We start from the raw sequence: 17,271 nt of genomic DNA, 5'->3' as shown, positions 1-17,271 counted from the left end.
AATTAGAACTGTTCTTTTTATAGTAAGTATTTGTTTATAGGTAATGTCATGTTATGATTAATATAGTCCGTGGTGCATAGTTCATTTTGATTTTGACAGATAGATGAATCATAGTAAGGGCGGTTGCTATGGACGGGTATATTACTGTAGATTCGTTGTATCGTATCTCTTGGCGGTGCTAGTATGTTAGCATGTGCCATCCTATATAGATAGTTATGTATATGCATGACAGTTACTGGTAGCACAATATATGTATGATGGTTACCATGTAGAGTGATGGTATTCTTTGCCAAGAGAATTGTATGAGATGATACTAGTATCGATTATATGGATATAGAATAGGAAGGATGTGTTGGTATGGGACATATAGCAACGTCAGTGACAGAATTGATTGGGCATACGCCATTATTGCGGATGGGGCAATTTGAAAAAGCAAATGGTGTACAAGCCATATTATTAGGAAAATTAGAAGCTACTAATCCTGGTGGTAGTGTAAAAGATAGAGTGGCAGCCGCTATTATTAAAGAGGCTGTAGAATCAGGAAAATTACAACCAGGCGGTACGATTGTAGAGGCTACCAGTGGCAATACGGGAATTGGATTGGCTGCGATAGGTGCTGCGTTAGGCTATCAAGTTGTTATCGTTATGCCAGAAACTATGAGTATTGAACGACGCAAACTTATGGGCGCCTATGGGGCTAAATTGGTGCTGACTGAGGGTCGGCTAGGTATGAAGGGAGCGATTGCCAAGGCGAAAGAAATTGTGACGGCTACCGCCGGTGCTATCGAAGCGGGGCAATTTTACAACCTTGCTAATCCTGCGATTCATTATAAGACGACAGGCCCTGAAATTTGGGATGATACGGATGGCACGGTAGATATAGTGGTGGCTGGTGTAGGAACAGGTGGCACCATAACAGGCGTGGGTTCCTATTTGAAAGAAAAAAATCCTCATGTAGAGGTTGTGGCAGTTGAACCAGTGGACTCACCAGTTCTTTCCAAAGGGCAAGCAGGTCCGCATGGCATTCAAGGCATTGGCGCCGGATTTGTGCCAGACATATTGGATACATCCATATATGATGAAGTGATTGCCGTGTCGACGGAAGATGCTTTGGCCAGTGCTCGACAATTAGGCCGTATGGAAGGCGTATTGGTAGGTATTTCTTCAGGTGCCGCTTTGTGGGCAGCCGTAGAAGTGGCAAAACGAAAGGAAAATAAAGGTAAAACGATTGCGATTATCTTGCCAGATACGGGAGAACGGTATTTGTCGACAGATTTATTTTCTGACCTATAAAAGATGATATATTCTATTTCGTTAGCCATCGATGTGTGTCGACAAATTTGTGTCTAACTTATAAAAGATGATTTACTCTATTTCGTTAGCAACCGATTATTCAATGATAGTGTTATTTTCTAACTTGCAGAAATGTATAGGAATTGTAGATTCATCGTTACTATTATCTCTATATTTTTTCTAGACTATACCCTATCCATTATTAGGTTAGGGTATTTATATGTATTAGAATATAGCTCATATTAATAGAGTCATGTTAGACTAGAATATATATGTTAGAATATAGCTTATGTACATAGGTTGATGTTAGAATATAGAATGTGTTTATAGGTAGCCCTAGATGATAGTGTCTGAGCCTATGAAAATAGAGAAAGATACTACACCAATTGAATACCGTGGCCATAAGCCGATATGATGCCGATGCACTAGTAAAGACTAGGGCATCGGTTTTTTGTGCGTAAATACTGTCTGTATGAAGTAGTAATTATGAGTATGTATTTGTATGGGAGATAGTAGCTATGAGTATGTATCTGTATAGTAGTAGCTATGAGGAATGTATAGTCTATGGATAAGGCTTTGAGCCTATAAAAATAGACGAAGATACTATAGTAATCGAATACTATGGTATGAGCCTATATATAGCATATATAGAGCATGTATAGTTATAGAATGATTCTGTTCTACCATATGTTAGTGTGTTAGAGGCATAGAAGATTTTCATGTAGCAAGAAATTGAGGACACAGTAAGGATAGACGGATCATATGTGTAGAGTAGTCTTTATGCTTCTTTTCTAGGCACAAGATACTACTTGCACGATAAGAACAATGTAAACTGACAATAATTTGTTCAAGTTGACAATGTAAATTATGTGTGATTAAATGATAATAGCATAAAAGATAGGTAGTATATTATTAATAAAGGAGCTAATATCATGAGTCGAGGACTATTTGTTACAGGAACGGGAACGGATGTAGGTAAGACCTATGTAACCGCTTTATTAGCCAAAAAGATGAAAGAAGCAGGCTATAAACTTGGATATTATAAAGCCGCTTTGAGTGGAGCTGATACGATTGAGGACAGTGATGCAGGTTTTGTTAATCGTATAGGAAACTTAGAACAAGAGAAAGAAACATTGTTATCCTATTTGTATGAACATGCGGTATCACCACATTTGGCGTCTAAATTAGAAGGCAATCCTGTAGAAAAAGAGGTAGTGATAGATGGCTTTCATAAGGTGGCTAGTACGCATGATTATGTAGTGATGGAAGGCAGTGGTGGCATTGTTTGCCCTATTCGATATGATGCAGATCACGTGTATTTATTAGAGGACATCATACATTGGTGCCAGTTGCCAGCACTTATCGTGGCTGATGCGGGACTAGGTACGATTAACTCAGTAGTGCTCACTGTTGAATATATGCGTTCTCGTCATATTCCAGTGAAAGGGATTATTTTAAACCATTATGCAGGTGGCGTTATGGAAGAAGATAATATATATATGATAGAACAATTGACGGGTGTATCCGTCCTAGGATTGGTAAAAGCAGGCGATACAGAGCTAGACATAGATCCTTCCCTATTGGCAAACTTATTTGATGATGTATCGAAATGATGTATCTTGTAGCGGTACGGTGACATAGGAGAATAGCTTGCCGTGGTATACAAGTCGTACATAGTATAGGCGTAGATACTTGTAACTTGATATACAGAGGCTGGCGATAGCTTTACTCTAGGACTATGTGCTAGTATTCGTAGTAAGTTAGATATAGGTTACACAGGGGATAATCAGCGAGTGTATGAGTGATAAAGTAGTAGTGTATAGTATATATATATACGCTAGGTGCGTTTGATGAGGTGGTATAGTAATGGATTGGGTAGCAGAAGATTTACGATATGTGTGGCATCCTTGTTCACAAATGAAAGATTACGAAGAATTAAAACCGATTATTATTGAAAGGGGGCATGGGTCCTATTTGTACGATAATACGGGGAAAGAATATATTGATATTATTAGCTCCTGGTGGGCAAATTTATTGGGCCATACGAATAAACGTATTAATGATGCTATCAAAACTCAATTAGATACATTGGAGCATGTCATTTTTGCTAATTTGAGCCATAGACCGGCAATTACACTTTGCCAAGAACTTATGAAAGTATTGCCCCCAGGGCTTTGTAAATTTCATTTTAACGATAATGGGTCAGGCGCAGTAGAAGTAGCGTTGAAAATGGCCTTTCAGTATCATTATCAGACGGGGCATCCAGAACGACAAAAATTCATGTGCCTTACAGAAGGGTATCATGGAGAAACCATCGGAGCCTTATCCGTAGGGAGCATGGATGCCTTTTCTAAAATATACAAGCCTATGATGATGGACTCATTTCATGTAGAAGCACCCGATTGTTATCGTTGCCCGTATGGAAAGACGCGAACTAGTTGCCAATGTGAATGCATTGAAGCGGCAGAAAAGATGTTTGCCGCGCATGGCCATGAAACAGCCGCGTTCATTTTAGAGCCATTAGTACAAGGTTGTGCAGGGATGCGCATCTATCCGCCGTTGTACTTAGAAAAAATTCGCGCCTTGTGTGATGCCTATGGGGTCTTGTTGATCGCCGATGAAATTGCTACTGGATTTGGTCGGACAGGCAAAATGTTTGCGTTCAACTATACTAAGGTGAGTCCCGACATCATGACCTTGTCGAAAGGCATTACCGGCGGTTATATGCCAATGTCGGTTACCGTTACAACACAACAAATTTACGATGCCTTTTACGATGACTATAGCAAAGGAAAAGCCTTTTTACATAGTCATACCTATGCAGGTAATCCGGTGGCATGTAGTGCGGCCTTGGCAGTCCAACAGATTATGCGAGAGGATCATATATTAGAAAAAGCGAATGACATGGCAGTGTATTTGCATGGAGCATTAGAAGACGCTTTGGGTAAGCATCCTCATGTAGGAGAAATTCGCCATATCGGACTTATCAATGCCATTGAATTAGTAGAAGACAGACCGAGCAAACGACCATACCCAAGTCAACAGCGGTTAGGCTATGCCATTTATAAACAAGCTTTGGCCGATGGCCTTTTGTTACGCCCTCTAGGGGACGTACTCTACTTTAATCCAGCCTTAACCATCGATAAACAAACTATCGATACGGCGATTGATCGTTGCGTGAAAGCCATGGCAGCGGTTATATAGAGATACTATTTATAGAACACTGGATATAAGAAATTTAATAACGCCTATATGGTGAATGTCTTACATTAATCATAAAAGTATCGATGTATGGTAGGATTATTGTACTCATCGATAGATGATTGCCTAGCCGATAGGATATTGACTCTTTTATGAACGCCATGGCAGGGTTATATAGGCGATACTATTTACACAACACTAGGTATAAGAAATTTAATAACGCCTAGGTGATGAACGTCTTATGCTACTTATAAAAGGAAATCTATGGTAGGATGATTGCACTACCATAGATGATGATTGCCTATGGATCTATAGCGTAAAGAGTCGTTTTATAAAAGTGATAGCACTATATAGGCTATGATACATGGCTATGTGCGTAGATGGAGCTATAGGCAGTGTATAGAAGTAGTATCACTGGTGATACGCAATTTAGTAGGCGACATAGTGTATATGTGACACAAAAAATTGTATAGATCTTGCTACTAGGGAATGGCGCGAGCTATTCCCTATTGTTGGTGAAATGGGGTATAATAAATCATAGTAATCGTGATAATATAAGAAAGTATGAGGAATATCGTTGATACAGGTAAAAGGTCAGTATATAGTACCTATAATAAAAGGAATCGCTATAGGGTGCATGATAAGTACTCTAGGAAGTGCGGCGATAACCGTACAAGCGGATATGCCAGGTCGTGATATGTCTATGTCGGAACAGGCCTGGAGGGAACAAGTTCATCCCATTGCCGATGGCGTTGCTACCGTAGATAAACAAGTAGTAACAGATTTAATGAAATATGGCTCTACCGTTATCGTGCAAGATAATGGGAGAGCCAATTATCGTGTGAATATACCTAGGATAGCTAATTTCATAGCCTTACATGCAGTAGATCCTAGGGAAGAGGGCGTATTTGTTAAAACGGAAGTAGGCTCCTATTATGTAGGGGCTACGAACATGGACACCTATAAGGCACATAATGCCTATATGAATCAACCGTATGGACATATTACGGAAACTATGGCGCAGAACATTGCGAAAGAGGCAATTTCTCATTATGCAGGTGCTGTATATGGTGGTGGCGGTTTATTGACCAAGTCGAACGCAGCATACCCGACGTGGGATTATGGGTCGTATCCGAATATAAATGAAGCGATTCCCGACGCTCTGTCCACGTATACCGCTAATTTTTACTTTCCCCAAGATGCACATACTTTTTACAATGTATCTAATAGTGTGAATTATAACGTTCATGATCCTAACGCCATAGTAGCTAATTATGATTTTGCAAACTTTGTAATACCGTCTATGCGCCGTGCCACGATTGATAGTAAGTTGGTACATAATTATACCTCTCTTGTTGATGCGACTATTACGGCTAAGATTCCTGCCTATTTAGACTATGTAGACACACAAACTGATGTAGTCAACAATCAAGAGGTAACGGTTCATACCTATATGGATCGTGAACGTAACCAATTTCAAATTATTGATGTGGCTCCATCAACCGTGATAGAAGATCCACATACGGCGAGCACACCGTATCGTGAATTAATGCGCGGCGTTAATTCACTTGTGTATAATGGCGCTAGCATTGATTCTGCCTCATTAGTATTAGCCAATGAGGCGATGGGTGTATTCTTTGCTGGTACACAATATGGTAAGCACTATATGTACTACTGGATATATCCGGAACATACGAATCGTATGGTAGGGATTACCTTTGTGTACGATACACTACCTAAGCATATGTCGAAACAAATGATGACCGATATTATTCAAAGTATATTGTATACGAGTGGACAACACCGAAATAATCATGTCTATGCCTCGATAGAACCGTTACGGCAAGACTAATCGTGATGTATGAGTGCGTATAGAATGACTGGATACACACTCATACATACACAATTACCCAATTCAGAAGTAGTAGTATTCATGGTCAGTAGAAGAGGAACCTACGAACCAATAGAGTTACAAAGAATACAAATCGATAAGCCCTAATATACATAGTTAGCACGTTGACGATAGTGTGTAGGTGTGCAATGGTAGGTTTTAAAAAATAATTTATTAAAGTAACTAGGTTGATTAAATCCACATTGATAAGCAATATCGGTAATGGGATAATCTGTCGTGATTAATAAGTGGCATGCCATTTGTAGACGATATTGGTTGACATAGACCATAGGAGATTGGTGGATATATTTTTTGAAAATTTTACAACAGGAACTAGGGCTGATATTGCCGGCAGCTGCTATGTCATGTAAGGTCAGTTTTTGCCTATACTGTTGATAAATATACTGCAACATTAGATTTTGCAAGGGTAAATCTTTGTCCATGGTAGAGGTGGATGGAAGATGCTTTTCATATAGTAAGTATATATATTTCATGAGCATATATGCTTGCCCTAACAGATCCAAATCACTGCCAGGAGCAGCTGACTGTTTGCATGCCACCATAGTATCGATGGCATAGTGTAATTCCTGATGGTATAAGTCGCTAGCAGATACATGTTGATAGTGATACTGCGAGGTATTTAAGAAGGGTTCCATGTATTTTTTAGAAAGCCATGTATTGTCCGTGATGATACTAGGACTGATTAACACAAAATTAAACTGGCAATAGGGACTTGTTGTTAACATAGCATTGTGTAATTGAGAACTATTGATGAACAATATATCATCGCTTTTTACGTGAATTGCTTCTCCATTGATGTAGTAAGTCATAGAACCGGTTAGAATATGAATGATTTCTATGTCTGTATGAAAGTGATTTACTGTTTTACAAATGACATGTTCCTGTAACTCTTCTGTTAAGGCTACAATCGGTAATGTGCTGGTATTGATCGCATTGAGGTCATACATGGAAAACTCCTTTTGTGTGGTGAATAGGAAGCATAGCGTAATATGGGCATAAACAGTTGTACTCATAGATATATAACATACAGTATGTATGGGACTAGGATTTTCGATAAGGCTATTCTTTACACGTGAGAATATTATTAGTTATAAATTGTAGATATGTTTGTTTATTCATTAAGGGATTGCTATGATTATATTAGTAATCTCTATTATTTTGCTATTTTTTTTGAGTATGTTAGTAGTATTATATCATTAGCAACACAAAAAGAGAATGATATTGATTTTCTTTTTGTGTAGGCATTCTCTATAAGACCGCAGTAATGACTGTGATATGACATACTCCTTGTGATGTAAGCGTGATAAGGTATATTTCTTATAAACCTATTAGGATGCGAACATATGTCGCATGCGATAAGAACGGTAGATCATTGAGGAACACCTTACAAAATCTATTATGTTAGCGGATAAGGTTGGGAATACCTCGTTTTGCCACTAAAGATAGGAATAAGGTATATTTCTTACAACCTACAAAGATGCGGATATATTTCGTATAGAGCAACAGAGACTGGAGGGAGCGCCCTTCACGATTTTCTGTTTAGTAGGCGAGGATGGTTCATGTACAAGATTTTTGCCCGTAGTCCTAGAAGCATGTGAACGATGGTAGTAGGCACCGATATAGGCTGATGGAGTGTACTTTCAGAGGCGAGGGTATGACGTATGGGTCGCACGGTAGAACTCGTATGATGGAATAATGACAGTATTGCTTACGTAGTTCTTAGGGAATGCGTTCTGTATATTGTATATAAGGAGATTATTATGAACTATCAACAACAAGTCAATGAATATGTAGCGAATTTAGGTATTTGGAATTTTAAATTGCATAATTTACACTGGAATGTAAAAGGCATAGCCTTTAAAAGTGTACATGAATTTTTGGAAAGCGTATACGATGAAGCCTTTGAATACTATGATGCAGTAGCAGAATTATTGAAAATTCAAGGGGTTAATCCTGTTGTGAAAGCAGCGGACTATTTACAATTAGCATCGATTAAAGAAATTGATGGGAAAGATTTCTCTATTGAAGAAGCTATCACTATTTTGGAAAGCGATATGAAGCTTATGAGTAATTTGGCAAAACAAATTCGTGAAGCCGCTGATAAAGATGATAATTTTGCGCTAGCTAATATGATGGAAGATCATATTGCTTATTATGAAAAACAATTATGGTTTATACGAGCTACATTAAATAAATAGGATATTTAATTCGTTTAGGCCTATGCGTATGTACTGATATAGCAATATAAATCGTATAGGTAGCATGATGTAGTACGTAGTAGAGGAACGATTACTTTCATAAAGAGCTTTTGCTGGATTTTTGTGAAACCTATGATATAAGTAGAAACATTGATACGATAGGATATAATGTAGAAGGTAGATGTTTTTATGAAAGGAAAGTATCTACTAGTTAGCTTACTACAGGCATAGGAACATATAAAAGCACAAGCTCCACTTGATAATACAAGTGGAGCTTGTGCTTTTTAGGTATAAGTGGTAGATACTTATGAGTAGTATACCACGTATCTATAGTAAAGTATCCCAAAGAAGTAAAATGTTATTACCAATTTCTGCGTGAAATCGAATACTATTTGTATGTGGACATGGTTCCCAAGCTACATGATGTGCTGAGTTTACTTGTCCATATTTTGTCTTAAAGGCCTGCGCCATTTTATCATTGAATTGCACGTCGAGCATCATATTGTAGCGATCATACTGTGTATCAACTAGTATGTAATGGCTATCTATTACTTTGAGATTGTATCGTTTTTCAATGAGTTCAATATAGGCTTTAGGCGCTGGATAATCTGATGCCATAGTTCATCTCTCCTTAGTATGTACATTTTTATAAGTGTTGAGGAGACTTATAAAATATAAATATGTATGGTGAAAATAGATGTACGTAGGGTAGGGCTTGTGAAGGGAAGAAATTTTATGATGCATATAGTATTTGTAAGGTTGTTGTATAGAAAAATTAGCACTTGCATTCATAAAAATAGTAATGATGGTTATCAATTCATCATCAACAACATCCCTACCCTAGGACTATCTAATTTCAAAAGGAGATGATGCTTTATAACTATTTTCAGATATATCAGTTTGTGCAAATAGTTCGATAAAACGATTGACCGCCATGGTGGCTGTCATAGTACCAGAAATGATATCTTCTTCAATGGAATCCTTACTAGCAATAACATTCGGTGATCGATAGAATAAATTGTGGAGGTGTTCTTCGACCATAGAATATACCCAAGAAAGGGTTTGTTGTTTACGACGCGCGGCTAAGACACCATTTTCAGTGCCTTGCTTCATGAATACTTCGATTACGTTGTTCCAAAGTTCCATGATACCAGCACCCGTATAGGCAGAACATGTATAGGCATGGGTTGTCCATTGTTCTGTCGCTTTTCGAATGAAATAAAGAATTCGTTCATATTCAGCGCGAGTCACTTTCGCACGAGGTAGATTATCGCCATCCGCTTTATTGACAACGATGGCGTCGGCTAATTCCATAACGCCTTTTTTCATCCCTTGTAGTTCATCACCAGCACCAGTTAATACGACGAGTAAGAAAAAATCCACCATGGACCGTACGGTTGTTTCACTTTGTCCTACACCGACAGTTTCCACTAGAATGGTATCGTATCCTGCGGCCTCACATAATAGAAGGGTTTCGCGACTTTTACGAGTTAAGCCACCTAGTGTACCACCTGATGGAGATGGACGAATGAACGCATTCGGTTCACGAGATAATTGTTCCATGCGAGTCTTATCACCAAGGATACTCCCTCTAGTCACAGTACTCGATGGGTCAACGGCTAATACGGCTACTTTATGACCATCTTGACATAATTTGGTGCCTAGTGCTTCTATGAAAGTTGATTTACCAGCGCCAGGAACACCAGTAATACCGATACGACGGGAATTACCAGTGTACGGTAATAGTCGTTGAATGACTTCTTGGGCTATAGAAAAATGGGCAGCTGCATTGCTTTCAATTAATGTGATAGCACGAGATAGTATCATGCGATCGCCAGCAAGAACCCCTTGCACATAATCATCGACAGTTAACTTTTTACGTTTAATCACTTTAGGCATGTGCGCAGGCTTGGCTGCTTGTGTGTGTTCTGACATGCCATCATGCCCACCGTCAACACCACGCATAACACGGCAAGCAAATTGTTTATCATCCTCTGTAGGAACCCAATCGGGTTTATACGTTTCAGTCATAGATTAGCCCCCCTCGTGAGTTTATTCCTCCTCTAATCGTTCATTTAATAATTCAAGTACTTTTTTAGCACATACTGGAATGATGGTACCAGGTCCAAAGATGGCAGCGGCACCATGTTCATATAAATAATCATAGTCTTGTGCTGGAATAACACCGCCAATAACAACCATAATATCTTCACGGCCTAATTTGGCTAATTCTTCAATTAATTGAGGCATCAATGTTTTGTGACCAGCGGCTAAGGAGCTCATACCAACGATATGAACGTCGTTATCTACCGCATCTTTAGCGGCTTCAGCTGGTGTTTGGAATAAAGGTCCAATATCTACGTCATAACCCATGTCGGCAAAGGCAGTGGAGATAACTTTAGCGCCACGGTCATGACCATCTTGACCCATTTTAGCAATGAAGATACGAGGACGACGACCTTGTTTCTTTTCAAATTCATCGGTCATTTGACGAACTTCAGCAATGACATCATCGTCACTAAATTCACTAGAGTATACGCCAGAAATCGAGCGGATAATCGCTTTATGGCGACCACATACTTTTTCTACAGCATCGGAAATTTCACCTTTAGAAGCACGAGCACGCGCTGCTTCTACGGCTAATTCAAGTAAGTTTCCTTCTCCGGTTTCCATAGATTTAGTAATAGCTTCTAGGCAGCTACGAACTTTATCGTTGTCACGGTTAGCACGCAATTTTTTCAATCGTTCGATTTGTGATAAACGTACGGCAGTATTATCAACTTCCAAGATATCAAGAGGATCTTCTTTATCAAGACGTAAATAGTTAACGCCTACAATTTTTTCAGAGCCCGAATCAATGTGCGCTTGTCGACGAGCTGCAGCTTCTTCAATACGCATCTTAGGCAAGCCTGTATCGATGGCTTTTGACATACCACCTAAGGCTTCGACTTCTTGAATATGTGCCCATGCCTTGCGAATCAATTGGTTAGTTAAGAATTCTACATAGTAGGAACCGCCCCAAGGATCGATAACCTTACATACTTTCGTTTCATCTTGAATATATAATTGTGTATTACGAGCAATACGTGCGGAGAAGTCAGTTGGCAAGGCAATCGCTTCGTCTAGCGCATTGGTGTGCAATGACTGTGTATGACCAAGAGCGGCCGCCATAGCTTCGATACAAGTACGAGTAATATTATTGAATGGGTCTTGTTCTGTTAAGCTCCAACCAGAGGTTTGCGAATGTGTACGCAATGCCATTGATTTAGTTTTCTTAGGATGGAAGGAATTAACAATTTTAGCCCACAACATACGACCAGCACGCATTTTGGCAATTTCCATGAAGTAGTTTTTACCCATGGCCCAGAAGAAGGACAATCGAGGTGCGAATTGGTCAATGGTCAAGCCATGTTCTGTACCAGTACGCAAGTATTCAAGTCCATCTGCCAATGTATAACCTAATTCAATATCCGCTGTGGCACCGGCTTCTTGCATATGATAGCCAGAAATAGAAATACTGTTAAATTTAGGCATATACTTAGATGTATATTCAAAGATATCACCAATGATACGCATGGAAGCAGCTGGTGGATAAATGTATGTGTTACGTACCATGAATTCTTTTAGAATATCATTCTGGATTGTACCAGCCATAACGGCTTTATCAACGCCTTGTTCTTCACCGGCTAGAATGTAGAACGCCATGATAGGAAGTACGGCACCATTCATTGTCATGGATACAGACATTTGATCAAGTGGAATACCGGAGAATAAGATTTCCATATCAAGGATGGAGTCAACTGCAACGCCCGCTTTACCAACGTCACCAACAACGCGTGGATGGTCTGAATCATAGCCACGGTGTGTAGCCAAGTCAAAGGCGATGGATAAGCCTTTTTGACCAGCTGCTAGGTTACGACGATAGAAGGCGTTAGATTCTTCGGCGGTAGAGAAACCAGCATATTGACGAACTGTCCATGGACGAGTGACATACATGGTGGAATATGGTCCGCGTAAGAATGGAGGTATGCCAGCAACGTAGTGCAAGTGATTGCAATCCTTATAAGCGGATTGGTCATATAATGGCGCTACATCAATTTGTTCCATAGTTCGATAATAGCTATCATCAAAGGATTTGCCAGTTTCGGCTTTTAATTTTTCTTCCCATGCAGTGAATGCCTTTGGGTCTTGGCTGGCTTCTGCAAAAGGAATGGTTGTAAAATCAGGAATTTTTGACATAGTTAGCACATCCCCTTTTCTTGTTGCATATGACGCAATGTTTCATAACAATTTGATTTCACACTGATGTAATCATCCATGCCAGCAGCATCACAAAGTTCTTTTAATTCTGCGGATGGAGCACCGGCTAAGAATACTTTCATAGCAGGTTTTTTAGCTTTGATGGCTTTTGTAATAGCTGGTGCTAACTCTGGATAAGTCGCATCGGTAGAGCATACGATTGTCGCATCGGCTCCTGATTCTAAAGCGGCTGCCACAGCGTCATCGATTGTTTTGAATCCATTATTAGTCAATACATCAAAAGCAGCTACTTGCATAAAGGAAGTAACAAAATCGGCACGTGCTTTATGTTGTGGAATTGGTCCCATATTTGCTAAGAAAATAGTGACATTACTATTATGTTCAGCTTTATACGATTCTGTACGCATACGTAATTGTTCGAATTGTTCAGTCCAGCGATGAGGCGCAATAGGATCTACGCTTTCCCCTTTGGCACTTTCAGATAAGGCGGCATCAATTTCGCCTAATGTAGCACCGCTGCGGATGGCTTTTTCTGCTGTATCCATCAAGCTGCCTGGTTCACTGAAATCACGTTTACTAATTTCAGAAAGTAGTGATTCAGTAAATGCATTATCGCGTACTTTTTTGTTAACGGCTAAGTCGGCCTGTTTAGTTTTGTAAATACCATCAAAATCGACAGCAGGAATTTCCAATAATTCTTCTGTCATATTTGGATACATGTTGTTACCAACGGCACGATCTTTACGAGTCGCTAAGTTTTTGAAACGTTTTTGTAAAATTTCATCAATAGCTGTTTGCACTTTGCCAGATGTTAATGCGGCTAGAATGCTACCGTGACCTTCGATCTCTTGGAATTTAGCCCATGCTTTTTCCGTAAATTCTTTACAAAGTGGTTCAATATACCAACTACCACCAGATGGGTCGATCGGTTGAATAAAGTTGAATTCATGTTGTTCCATAATTTGAATATTGCGAGCAATACGACGAGAAAATTCATCGCTTGGACGAATGCAATGATCAAATGGTTTTACAAACATACCGTCGATACCGCCAATAACGGCAGAGAATGATTGAGTCGCTGCACGTAATAAGTTTACATATGGGTCATATTTGGTTTGACAGAATGTAGAAGTGCTGACAAATAGATTAATTTTTTGTGCTGTTTCGTCACCACCGCAATGGCGAATAATCTGTGCCCACATAGTTTTTACGCTACGTAATTTAGCGATTTCCATGAAGAAGTTAGCACCTACACTAAAGTGTACGCGTACATGTTTACAGAATGTGTTTACATCAATGCCACGTACTTCCATAGCACGAAGATAGGTAAGTGCCGTATTCATCGCATAGGCTACTTCTTGAATATCGTTGGCACCACCATTGTGATATACATCGGTATCAATCATTACAGTACGTAACTGTGGTGCATAGGTTTCTGCCCAGCTAATGGCATGCGCCATTTCATCGTAATACTCATCGAGAGGGCGCTTTAGTGAGCCCAAACGTGCTAGTTCTCCCATAGGATCACTAGTGATAGCACCTGTTAGTGACGATAAATCGATGGATCGACGTTCACAAACGGTAGCGATGGCAGCTAATAAGGCAATGTTAGAAGCACCACAATGAATATCAAGTTCATTAGCTGCTAAGTCCACATCTTGTAAAAGTGTATCTACATCGGCTAAGGTGCTAAGGGATACACCACAATCGGCTACATCTTCTTTGTTTGCTTGATCAAAGTCAAGACCTTTACGAGTTGCTGTGTCAAGGTAGACAGAAGCGGCAGTAGAACCTTTTTTTAATTCATAGAGTATTTGTTCATTCGCTTCTTTTGGTGTTTTCCCGTCTACACGTTGAGCAATTATCCAAGGTTGATGAATATAACCTGCTGGATTAGCACCACGTAAATTACTTTCACAACCAGGATAGGTTTTATTGTGGGTAAGACCTTCCTGATCTTCCAGACGATAAATTGGATTTAATGTAATTCCTTCATAGGTGTCGGTGAACATACTACGTTCAAAAGATTTACCTTTTAATAAACCGATAACATCTTCTTTCCAAGCTTCAAAAGTAGGCACATCAAATTCATCAAAGCTTACTGCTGGAAGTTCTTCTTGTAGATTGTCTTCACCATGTTGCATAGAGGCACAACAAGTCGAATTGTCGGCGGAATCATGATGATTGTCTTCGCCATGTTGCATAGTGAGGTTAGTATCTTGTTCCATATAACTGTATCCTTTCTGTTTGAGTTGGGGCAGTATATACCAAAATTGGATGAAGATGTATGTCGATTTATACAGCTTGATTGGTTCACGGACCGTCTACCTAATGCAAGGTATTAATGGACCTCATACTAATAAAAAAAGCCATCGCAGAAACGATGGCGTACACATTAGACAAAACCCCAATCTGTCATTGCTTTTCGTAGTAAGGGCGCATCTCTTCATATATCGTCACACAATTACAGTATCGATGAGTTAACGTTTGATATCCTATAATATTGCCATCTATATCATGGGAGATGAGGAGAAACAATGTTGATAAGGAAATCATTCTGTTTGCATTGATAGAATGTGTATAGATACATTCTATGATGGTATGTATTATAAGAAAAACCGTCTTTCAATAGATGAAAAACGGTAGATATTCTTAACTATAGTATAGGCACTATACAATACCACATAATTAGTATATACATGTTACATATCTACCTGTCTCTCGCAGTTCAAACGATAATGCTTCTTATAGGCAGTTCTTCTGACTTAAATTCAACGCTGACTTCGCCTTCCCAGTTACCCAGTGACATTGTGAAGTGTGCTCATTATTACAGCGGCGGGACCGTGTCGGAGTTACACCGACTTCTCTATTAAGCTACATATGATACATATAAATGTAGATACTCTACTTTGAAACTATGTGACATATGATGTGTATAGCACCTATAAGGTTTGATATTCAGTTGTTTGAGTTCATTATAGGCTTGAAAAAAATGATTGTCAATTTATGGATACTTCAATTGCTAAAAGCACATAATCACTAGCTTTCTTGCGTTTTATTCATATTGCACATATATCAAATTGTTATAAGTGCTATATGATAGATAGCTTTGAAAAATCTTTTTTTAGAATCGGCGGTAACAGTCCAAGATGATAGATATAGATAGGTTTGCGGACCTTATATATGGGTAATTTCTAATCATTCATCGCCATATTGATTATGAAAAATAGTTATATACAAGTATTTATAAATTTCGTTATAATATAATTTGATAAACATTATTAGTTAACCATGGGGTAAGAGAATCTCTTATTCTACTATATCTGACTTTTATAGGGATAGGTATGTGGATACTACTTGTCGTGGTTATTGAAAAAGTAAGCGTATTGCGTAGACCTAGGGCGCTAGTCACTCAAGAAATTTGAATAGAATCTAAGAAATAAGCATGGTATGCATTGAGGTCTACGTGTTTGGCGGTAATTAAGATACGAGGGTCGTATCTATGATATTCTGTCATGAGTGTATCGTGTTATGCACTGATACCATTTGGGAGCTACTCAGTGCGATAGCATGTAATGGTGATAGACAACGAATGATACCTATATGATAATCGACATGTGCTATGATTGATGGTAGTGGTATACATGTATCGCAATATATAGCGTGTATGTAGGATTTGTACGTAGAAAGTGTGTTAGAAAGGGCTTGATATGAAACAGATGACAACAATGGATAGAGAAACAAAACGCTCTAGATGGATGCGGTATGGTTGGTTAAGTGTAGGGTTTTTAAGTCTTGCATTAGGAACGATTGGTTTGGTATTACCTATTTTGCCGACGGTACCGTTTTATATGGCTACTTTATTTTGCTTTGGCAAAGGTTCAACGCGATTACATCAGTGGTTTATAGGGACGAGTATGTATACAAAACATGTGGCACCCTTTGAAAGAGAGAGGGCGCTCACAAGAAAATCAAAAATTTCTATTATTACGACGGTTACCATTACTATGGGCATTGGATTCTATTGTATGGGTGACAGTATAGTGGGGCGCAGTCTCTTAGGAATTGTATGGGTTCTTCATGTAATAGCGATGGTGTGGATTGTCAAGACCAAACCAGAATCCTTGTAGTCATATGATGTACATAGTTTGTTAACTAGTGCGCATGGTGCAAAACGAGAATTGATATACTCATATGACGTACATGGTTTCTCCGATAGAGTTAGTTCTGATGTGTTTGTTAGAGGGTATTCATAGTACGTACATGGTTTACCAGAATGCATTGTTCAAGTTCAATGCCATAATCATATAGTCGTATTCCGTACATGGCCTATCAGTGATCAGTGTATACTGTCACTTTTTGTATAGCTATACATTCTAGCACATCAATTAGGTAGAAGTCATACAT

General features: G+C 39.0%; 11 protein-coding genes and 1 riboswitch. Of the genes, 6 read left to right on the top strand and 5 right to left on the bottom strand.

What is annotated here, in order from left to right; genetic code table 11:
- Positions 1-357 precede the first annotated feature (357 nt).
- From cysK to K357_RS0103975, 4 genes are all read left to right on the top strand, one after another.
- On the top strand, positions 358-1,293 hold the full coding sequence (cysK, locus tag K357_RS0103990; RefSeq protein WP_028257558.1) for a cysteine synthase A: 936 nt from the start codon (positions 358-360) through the stop codon (positions 1,291-1,293).
- A gap of 932 nt (positions 1,294-2,225) precedes the next feature.
- Positions 2,226-2,906: a dethiobiotin synthase gene (gene bioD / locus K357_RS0103985; RefSeq protein WP_028257557.1), complete on the top strand. Its 681-nt coding sequence runs from the start codon at positions 2,226-2,228 to the stop codon at positions 2,904-2,906.
- Between the two features lie 253 nt (positions 2,907-3,159).
- Entirely contained in the window at positions 3,160-4,497 is a 1,338-nt protein-coding gene (gene bioA / locus K357_RS0103980) for an adenosylmethionine--8-amino-7-oxononanoate transaminase (RefSeq protein WP_028257556.1), read from the top strand.
- Between the two features lie 574 nt (positions 4,498-5,071).
- Positions 5,072-6,346: a hypothetical protein gene (locus K357_RS0103975; RefSeq protein WP_028257555.1), complete on the top strand. Its 1,275-nt coding sequence runs from the start codon at positions 5,072-5,074 to the stop codon at positions 6,344-6,346.
- A gap of 143 nt (positions 6,347-6,489) precedes the next feature.
- On the opposite strand, the gene K357_RS0103970 is transcribed toward K357_RS0103975, so the two are convergent.
- The gene (locus tag K357_RS0103970; RefSeq protein WP_028257554.1) at positions 6,490-7,353 is read right to left on the bottom strand and encodes an AraC family transcriptional regulator; all 864 of its coding nucleotides are present in this window, start codon (positions 7,351-7,353) and stop codon (positions 6,490-6,492) included.
- A gap of 813 nt (positions 7,354-8,166) precedes the next feature.
- On the opposite strand from K357_RS0103970, the gene K357_RS0103965 reads away from it, so the two are divergent.
- On the top strand, positions 8,167-8,604 hold the full coding sequence (locus K357_RS0103965) for a Dps family protein (protein WP_028257553.1): 438 nt from the start codon (positions 8,167-8,169) through the stop codon (positions 8,602-8,604).
- 327 nt (positions 8,605-8,931) lie between these two features.
- Here the strand turns inward: K357_RS0103965 and K357_RS0103960 are convergent, their stop codons facing one another.
- From K357_RS0103960 to K357_RS0103945, 4 genes are all read right to left on the bottom strand, one after another.
- Positions 8,932-9,222 carry a hypothetical protein gene (locus K357_RS0103960; RefSeq protein ID WP_028257552.1) on the bottom strand — a complete coding sequence of 97 codons (291 nt, stop codon included), beginning with the start codon at positions 9,220-9,222 and terminating at the stop codon, positions 8,932-8,934.
- Positions 9,223-9,450: 228 nt separating this feature from the next.
- Positions 9,451-10,635 (bottom strand): methylmalonyl Co-A mutase-associated GTPase MeaB, encoded by a 1,185-nt coding sequence (meaB, locus tag K357_RS0103955; RefSeq protein WP_028257551.1) that lies wholly within the window; start codon positions 10,633-10,635, stop codon positions 9,451-9,453.
- 21 nt (positions 10,636-10,656) lie between these two features.
- The gene (gene scpA, locus K357_RS0103950; protein ID WP_028257550.1) at positions 10,657-12,843 is read right to left on the bottom strand and encodes a methylmalonyl-CoA mutase; all 2,187 of its coding nucleotides are present in this window, start codon (positions 12,841-12,843) and stop codon (positions 10,657-10,659) included.
- Between the two features lie 2 nt (positions 12,844-12,845).
- Positions 12,846-15,092, bottom strand: coding sequence for a methylmalonyl-CoA mutase family protein (locus K357_RS0103945; RefSeq protein WP_081658397.1), 2,247 nt, complete (start codon positions 15,090-15,092; stop codon positions 12,846-12,848).
- Between the two features lie 506 nt (positions 15,093-15,598).
- A riboswitch (cobalamin riboswitch) is annotated at positions 15,599-15,787 on the bottom strand.
- A 787-nt stretch (positions 15,788-16,574) separates the two neighbouring features.
- Here K357_RS0103945 and K357_RS0103940 point away from each other — a divergent pair.
- Entirely contained in the window at positions 16,575-16,994 is a 420-nt protein-coding gene (locus tag K357_RS0103940; protein ID WP_211218943.1) for a YbaN family protein, read from the top strand.
- Positions 16,995-17,271 lie beyond the last annotated feature (277 nt).

The sequence above is a fragment of the Veillonella montpellierensis DSM 17217 genome (genome assembly GCF_000426745.1).
Classification (GTDB): domain Bacteria; phylum Bacillota; class Negativicutes; order Veillonellales; family Veillonellaceae; genus Veillonella; species Veillonella montpellierensis.
The sequence above is the reverse complement of the archived record's forward strand: the minus strand, read 5'-3'. Positions and strand labels throughout refer to the sequence as shown.

Coding starts and splice junctions, on each gene's coding strand:
- cysK (WP_028257558.1), top strand. CDS start 358: ATGGGACATATAGCAACGTCAGTGACAGAATTGATTGGGCATACGCCA.
- bioD (WP_028257557.1), top strand. CDS start 2,226: ATGAGTCGAGGACTATTTGTTACAGGAACGGGAACGGATGTAGGTAAG.
- bioA (WP_028257556.1), top strand. CDS start 3,160: ATGGATTGGGTAGCAGAAGATTTACGATATGTGTGGCATCCTTGTTCA.
- K357_RS0103970 (WP_028257554.1), bottom strand. CDS start 7,353: ATGTATGACCTCAATGCGATCAATACCAGCACATTACCGATTGTAGCC.
- K357_RS0103965 (WP_028257553.1), top strand. CDS start 8,167: ATGAACTATCAACAACAAGTCAATGAATATGTAGCGAATTTAGGTATT.
- K357_RS0103960 (WP_028257552.1), bottom strand. CDS start 9,222: ATGGCATCAGATTATCCAGCGCCTAAAGCCTATATTGAACTCATTGAA.
- meaB (WP_028257551.1), bottom strand. CDS start 10,635: ATGACTGAAACGTATAAACCCGATTGGGTTCCTACAGAGGATGATAAA.
- scpA (WP_028257550.1), bottom strand. CDS start 12,843: ATGTCAAAAATTCCTGATTTTACAACCATTCCTTTTGCAGAAGCCAGC.
- K357_RS0103945 (WP_081658397.1), bottom strand. CDS start 15,092: ATGGAACAAGATACTAACCTCACTATGCAACATGGCGAAGACAATCAT.
- K357_RS0103940 (WP_211218943.1), top strand. CDS start 16,575: ATGAAACAGATGACAACAATGGATAGAGAAACAAAACGCTCTAGATGG.